The organism is Novosphingobium sp. ERN07 (assembly GCF_012641335.1).
Classification (GTDB): domain Bacteria; phylum Pseudomonadota; class Alphaproteobacteria; order Sphingomonadales; family Sphingomonadaceae; genus Novosphingobium.
Window position 1 is genome coordinate 643,592 of record NZ_JABAID010000001.1, and the last position, 7,216, is coordinate 650,807.

Below are 7,216 nucleotides of genomic sequence, written 5' to 3' on the forward strand. Positions count from 1 at the left end.
CCGCAAGATCATCGGTCGCCGCGCGCCGAGTTTGGGGAGCCGGATTGCGCTTCTTTATGTAGTACTGCTTGCGGTGGTCATGTCGGTCACCCTGGTGGTGGCGAGTTCGGGGATCGGGCTGTTCGCGCGGGACACGGCGGAGCGCGATCTGGCGGCGAATGCGCGGGTGTTTGACAAGATCATCGCATCGCGTGAGGGGCAGATGGCCGATGCAGGGGAGGTGGTGGCGCGCGACTTTGGCTTTCGCGAAGCATTTGCAACAGGAGACGGTGCAACGCTTGCTTCGGCGTTGCAGAGCCTGCGTGACCGGGCGCGGGTGAGCGAGGCTGCCATCGTGCAGCTTGACGGTGGCGTGATTGCATCGGGTGCGGGCGGTGCGATAGATGGCGCGGCGATGCTGGGGCGGCTGGAGAGCGGGCAAACCAGCGGCGTGGTGTCATTGGACGGGACCGAGGCGCTGGCCGCAGCCGTGCCAATCGAGATGCCCGATCTTGCCGGATGGCTGGTGCTGGTCAACACGCTTGGGCCGGACGACATGACGCAGCTTTCGCGCCTTTCGGCCGTGCCGGTGGAGGCCAGTGTCATCGACCGGTCGCGCATGGTGCCGCATCTTGCCGAAGTGCCGCTGGGCGAGATCGTGGAAATTGATGGCCGCGAGGGCGACCGGCTGGTGCGCGTGTCTCCAATCGCCAGCCTGCAGGACGGGCGTGAGCCAAGGCTGGTACTGGCCCATTCGCTGGGCGCGGCGCTGGCACGGTATACCGGGCTGCGGATCGTGTTGCTGCTGATCAGCGTGGTTGGCGTTCTGGGCGGGGCGTGGGCGGCAATCCGCCTTTCGCGCGGGATCGCCAAGCCTTTGCAATCATTGGCCGAAGCGGCGCGCGCCTATGGCAAGGGGGCGGTGTCGAAAGTGAAAGTGGAAGGCGCGATTGAAGTGCGGTCGCTGGCCGACAGCTTCAACACGATGGTCGAGGCGGTGGAAGAGCGTGAACAGCAGATCATGCACGCATCGCTGCACGATGCGCTGACCGGCCTGCCCAATCGCCGGTTCTTTATCGAAAAGCTCGACCGCGGGGTGCAGCGCCAGAGCAACCATCACCAGAGCTTCGTTGCCTTTATCGACGTGGACGATTTCAAGGCGATCAACGATGCGATGGGCCATCCCGTGGGCGATGAATTGCTGCGCAGCGTGGCGCAATCCCTGCAGGATCGCTTTCCCGATGCGATGGTGGCCCGCTTTGGCGGAGACGAATTCGGACTGCTTCTGACCGGGCTGGAGCCTGGCGCCGATTGTACGTCGCTTGCCCGCACGCTGGAAACGACGCTGAATCGCGAAATGACCGTAGACGGCCGCAGTATTCTGGTGTCGGCCAGCGTCGGGATTGCCATCGGCCCGCAGGATGCAGACAGTTCCGATGGATTGCTCAAATGCGCAGACCTCGCGCTTTATCGCGCCAAAAGCGATGGCAAGGGGGCCTACCACTTCTTCGAACCCGAACTCGATGCCGAGGCCAGCCGCCGCCGCCGGATGGAAATAGATTTGCGCCGTGCGATCCGCGACGGCGATTTCGAACTCTATTTCCAACCGCTCTTCTCGATCTCGCAGAACCGAGTCAAAGGATTCGAGGCGTTGATGCGCTGGCCGCACAAGGAGCATGGGATGATCAGCCCAGCGACCTTCATCCCCATTGCCGAGGAATCGGGACTGATCGTGCAACTGGGTGAATGGGCCTTGCGCGAGGCGTGCCGTCAGGCGGCGCACTGGCCCGATGACATTGCAGTTGCCGTGAACATCTCGCCGCGCCAACTGGCAGCGGATGGCCTTGCGGCGTGCGTGGCACAGGCACTGGCACAGTCGGGGCTGGCAGCATCGCGGCTGGAACTGGAAATCACCGAAAGCGTGTTCATTGGCAATGTCGAGAAGACGCTGAAAATCCTGCATTCGCTGCAATCGCTGGGCGTGCGTGTGGCGCTCGACGATTTTGGCACCGGCTATTCGTCGCTCAGCTATCTGCGGTCTTTTCCGTTCGACAAGATCAAAATCGACCAGAGCTTCGTGCGCGCGCTGGAAGAGGGCGGCAGTGCCCACGCCATCGTGCGGGCCATCACCACGCTGGCCGATGCGCTGGGGATGGAAACGCTGGCCGAAGGGGTCGAGACGCAGGAACTGCTCGATGCGCTGCAAAAGGAAGGCTGCGACATGATTCAGGGCTACCTGATCAGCCGCCCGGTGCCCGGCGCAGATGTGGCGCGATTGCTCGGTTCGTTGCAGCCGGTCGAGCCTCAACTGGCCGTGGGGTGATTGCACTGATCCGGCCATTCACGGGCCGGACCAGCGCAATGGGGATCAGGCGACGCCCAGCCAGCGTTGCGCCTTGGGCGCATGTGGCAGGATGAAGCGTTCTATCAGCAGGATGGCGATCAGCGAGATCAGGAACATCGGCAGGACCAGCAGCAGAAACGCGAACAGGGTCCATGCGACGATGCCTTTTGGACGCGCTGGCATGGAGTAGGCTTTGGGTGCGCCCAGTCCGCCTTCGGGCTTGCGCCGCCACCACATCATTGCGCCGGATATGCAGAGCGTGACCAGCATGAGTGCAGTCAGCACACCGATCAACTGGTTGATCCAGCCGAATAACTGACCTTCGTGCCAGGCCACGCCATAACCCACGACCTGATCTATCGGATGGCGGCTGGCGAAATCATCGCGAGAGATCAGTTTGCCGGACATCGCATCATAGGTCAGCACGACGCGGTTCGGACGGTTTTGCGTATCGGATTTGACGACCCAGCCCTTTGCCGCACTGCGATCTCCGCCGCTACCGGCACGACCGCCCGGCGGGACCACCTGAACCGGAAATTCAAGGCGTTCGGCTTGTCCGTTGGCGACCATGCGATCAAGCATAACAGCATTTTGGCCGCTGACCCTGTGGCCTGCGTGCCCGCCTGATTGGGCAAGGTGCATTGCGTGATGATCATGTTCGGCGTGCATCGATTGCTTGTTCGCATCCTGTCCGCCGCCGTGCCCTTCATGTCCTTCATGGCCTCCAGAGGCAGCATCGGATGCAGGCTGGCCGCCTATCGTCCAGTCCTGCGGGCCAGCGACCCAGCCCATCTCGGTGCGCACGGCCTTGAAAGCGCTGCCCCAGACATCGGCCCAGGGCAGCCCGGTGAACAGCAGGATCAGCGTAAGTCCCGCCACCCAGAATCCGGTTACCGCGTGAAGATCGCGCCAGAAGGCACGTTTGCCCTGCGACAGGCGGGGGTAGATCACCCCCGCCATGCCGCGTCCGCGTGGCCACCACAGATATAGCCCTGTCACCACCATGACGATGGCCCAACTGGCGGCGAGTTCCACCAGCCAGCTTCCCCTACGGCCCAGCAGGAGTTGGCCGTGGATATCGCGCGCGATAGAGATGATGCGGCTTTCAGGATCGATGGACCCCAGAACATCGCCTTGCGGGCTGACGAACACATCGGTCATCCCGCCACCGGGCATGGCCAGATGGATCGCGGCAGCATCACCTTTGCGTTCGGGCAGGCGATAATAGGCGAGTTTTGCCCCCGGATTTCCGGCAAGCGCAGCCGTTACCTGTGCCGAAGGGGCAACTTCGCCGCTGTTCTGCAGGTTATGGAAGGCGCGTTCTTCCCACCGTTCGATCTGCGGTTTGAACAGGAACAGCGTGCCCGACAGCGCCAGCACGACCATCAGCGGCAGGACATAGACGGCGGCATAGAAATGCCACCGCCATACGGCCCGATAGAGCGCCGCATCCTTTTGCGGAGCCTGAGAGGCTTGTGGCTTGCCCATCACATCTTCCAGCCGAGTTCGACGAGGACGGTGCGCAGCGGATAGGGGTGGAAGACCCACGCGCGGCTGTTGGTGAGATTGTCCACGCCGACCGAGGCCCTGATCTGTTCGGTGACGTTCCAGTTCAGCTTTGCATCCAGTGCGAAGAGTTCGGACGTGAAACCAAAGGTATCGCCGCGCTGCAGGCCGAACAGATCGGTGTTCGGACGGCTGGCATAGCGCATCCCCAGCGAGGCCTGCACCGCTGGGGTGATGTCATAACGGACATTGCCGTTGATGCGCCACTTCGGGATGCGCGGGAATTGTACGCCTTCGGCCAGTGTGTTCGATGGGTTCCGCAGCGTTTTGCTGTCAATATAGGCGGCGTTGGCCTCGATGCTGATGCCTTCCACCGGCCAGTCCCGCGTTTCGGCAATGGCTTCGAAGCCGAACTGCCGGGTAAGTTCAATGTTCTTGTAGTTCGAGGTCGAGACATTGTTCTGGTTGAAGCCGAGGAATTGGAACAGCGTGTTGCGAACGCGCTGATAGAACGCCGATCCCGTCAGTTTGAACGCGCCGAAATCGTGGCTGACAAGGAAGTTCGCATCCTTGCTGCGTTCCGGTTTCAGGTTCGGATCGAAGCTGTTGACGTTAAATGTGCCATCGCCGTTCAGGCTGCCCTGAAACAACTCGCCCACAGTGGGGAAGCGGGTGGCCATCGCAAGGCTAAGCTGCGCCAGTGTGCCATCGGCAAAGGCATATTGGACCGATGCTGTGGGATTGACCGCCGTTTCATGGCGTGCGGCGTAGCGGTTGAACACCTGCTGCCCCGCTTGCGTGCCGGTGCCGAGCCGCCCCAGCCCGCCGTCGAAGGCGCGCCAATCATCAAAGCGCAGGCCAAGGCTGAATGTCAGTGCATCCGTCGCATGGAGCTTATCCTCTGCCCATGCCGACAGGATGCGGGTCTTGCCGAACGTCTGGGTGGCAAAGGTCTTGCCCGCCTTGCTTTGCCAGTTGGCGGTTGTGGTGCGCAGGGTATCGGTCTGGTAAAGGCTGGCGGTGAGGCCGAACGCGAGTTCGTTACGCTCACCCTTGTTCTCTATGGTTAGATCACCGGTGTACCACCCGGTCGGCCCAGCTTCGTTCAGCGTGCCTGCGCCGTTGTTCTGCCCAGCGATGTAGCCGTTCGACGTGAACCCATCGGATTTGGCAATCTGGTAGGTCGAAAGCGCAAGCCGTGCGTTCCAGCTTTCGCCAAACGGGGCCGCCAGCTTCAGGCCGACGAGGTATTCATCGCGGATGGTCTTCGAAAAGTTTGCGCCCGACGCGGTATAGGTTTGCGTGCCGATGGTGACGCGGCCTTCGCAGACCACGTTGCCCGCAGCATCACGCAAGTAGCAATCGGGGGCGAGTTGTTTGTCTTCGTTATGCCAGTAGGCGAAAAGGAACTGGCCGGTCAGGTTGCCATCGTCATAGCCGACTTTGACCTTGCCCTGTGCCTGCGTGATCGCGGCGGGCGATTGCGCCGCGAAATAAGGATTGGTGGCTGAACCCGGTGCGCTGGGGATAGCGGTCCCTTCGGCAGCGGCGCGGACATGGCCGGGATCGACGATGGCCCCGGTCACCACAGTGCCGGTTGCACCGGTGACCGGGGTGAGGCCGAGGAAGCTCATGGGATGGCCATCGTTACGGAAATAGCGGCCCGTCACGCGGACCGAGAAGGGGCCGTCCTTTTGCTTGAGGCCAACGCCGCCTTCGATGGATCCACCCCAATAGGCGTCGTCTGTGCCGAACTGCTTATAGGGCTGGACCATGCCCTGCACTTTGACGAAAGCTTCGGTGTCTTCAGGATTGCGCGTGGTGATGTTGACGATGCCACCCATCGAATTGCCGACATAGCGCGACGAGTAGGGACCATAGACGATATCGAACTGTTCCACCTCGGCCGGGCCGATCACGCCCCATTTGGGCGAGAAGGAAAACGAGTTTCCAAGGAAGTTTGAAACGACGAAGCCATCGACCATGACCAGCGTGCGCGCGCTTTGCGTGGAATGGGTGCCGCGAAAACCGGGCACGCCGTTGCTGTCGCCGGCATAGCGTTTGCGCACGAAGAAGTTGGGCGCGTACTTCATCAGGTCTTCGGTGTTCATCGCGTTGATCGCGGCAAACTGTTCATCGCCAAGGCTGACGGCAAGGCCGCGCGGTTCGATCTCGATGGGGGCGTTGGTCTGGCCGACGACGATGATGGCAGGGGCGGCATCAGCGGCATCGTCGGCAGCAGGCGTTTCCGCTGCCCATGCGGGCATGGTGGTGGCAGGCATAGTCGCGGCAAGGCACGCCGCAAGAGCGATAAAGGACGTCTTCATGATGGATTCCAGATGATTTGAGTGCGCGCAGGATGGGCCGCGACGGCGCAGGTTCAGGCGCGGACGTTCGCGGACCGATCCCGGCAAGGATCAGCGTTACGCTTCGGGATCAGCCGAGTGCGGGCGGTCCGCGCAGGGGCGGACGCAGATAGGCGATGCGCCGCGCAAGGCGGATGGGCGTTGGGGCAAAGCCCAGTGCGAGGATGAACGCGATGGCCAACGCCAGCAGCGCCGGATCGGCTCCGGCCAGTCCTGCCGCGGCGTGGCCGGCAAAGGGGCATTCGCCCTTGGCCTGCTTGGCGCCCGCTTCACTGCCGCCATTCTTCATCGGGATAGCGATCTGCTTGACCGCGTGACCACCGCCCGCCTCATCGCACATGCGCACGGTAAGAATGCGCGAGCCTTGCTCGATCATGTAGCCCGAAGGAACCACAACCTTCATGCACAGCGCCGCCAGAACTGCCAGCGCAGCCAAGGCGCGGTGTCGCAGGATCAGGGCGCGGAGCAATCGCATCGGGGCGGCCTTTAATCGCGACGCTGACGGAAGTCATCAGGGCAAATTGTGTGCCCAGTAGCAATTTGCACCAAGAAGGCGCCGATTGTTGAGAGGAGATGGAGCGGTAGCGGGAATCGCAAGAGTATCACAAGCATTTGTAATGAAACAAAATGCTGCAATGCAGCAAAAAATATGGCCCCACACAATGGCCCCACTCCCTTGGCGTAAATCGGGTTTGAAGCTTAAACGTGATCCGCTTGCGGACCCATCCCTGGACAACGCCAAACATACCCCGGCAAGCGAAGATGCGCAATTTCCAACCGCCCGCGGGCTAAGATTCTGCTTGCTTGCTGCAACTATGGACGTCGGCTGTCGCCAACCTACCGGACGTTCCCGCTTCAGTTTGACTTGATCGCCTCCGGCCCTTCGTTCCGCACGCCTATTTAATGACGGAAAGACTGGGGTTGGGACACCGCGTAATTGATTTAGCCACCCTCCTGGATGGTACGAAGTCGCCATGGCGCTTCAATGCAGGAGGGTGACCGATGTCGATCTATGCAGGGT

4 protein-coding genes are annotated in these 7,216 nt (G+C 61.8%); 1 reads left to right on the top strand and 3 read right to left on the bottom strand.

The features are described 5' to 3' along the window. The first annotated feature begins 79 nt into the window (after positions 1–79). Positions 80–2,302, top strand: a complete 2,223-nt coding sequence (locus HGI47_RS03175) for a bifunctional diguanylate cyclase/phosphodiesterase (RefSeq protein ID WP_168851282.1) — start codon at positions 80–82, stop codon at positions 2,300–2,302. A gap of 45 nt (positions 2,303–2,347) precedes the next feature. Here HGI47_RS03175 and HGI47_RS03180 read toward each other — a convergent pair whose 3' ends face one another. The 3 genes from HGI47_RS03180 to HGI47_RS03190 form a co-directional block, all read right to left on the bottom strand. Continuing rightward, complete coding sequence (locus HGI47_RS03180; RefSeq protein ID WP_168851283.1) at positions 2,348–3,811, bottom strand: PepSY domain-containing protein; 1,464 nt, start codon at positions 3,809–3,811, stop codon at positions 2,348–2,350. Beyond that, complete coding sequence (locus tag HGI47_RS03185; protein ID WP_240949930.1) at positions 3,811–6,156, bottom strand: TonB-dependent receptor; 2,346 nt, start codon at positions 6,154–6,156, stop codon at positions 3,811–3,813. The genes HGI47_RS03180 and HGI47_RS03185 overlap by 1 nt, the downstream gene beginning before the upstream one ends. Before the next feature lie 109 nt (positions 6,157–6,265). Continuing rightward, complete coding sequence (locus HGI47_RS03190) at positions 6,266–6,670, bottom strand: DUF2946 family protein (RefSeq protein WP_168851284.1); 405 nt, start codon at positions 6,668–6,670, stop codon at positions 6,266–6,268. Positions 6,671–7,216: the final 546 nt, after the last annotated feature.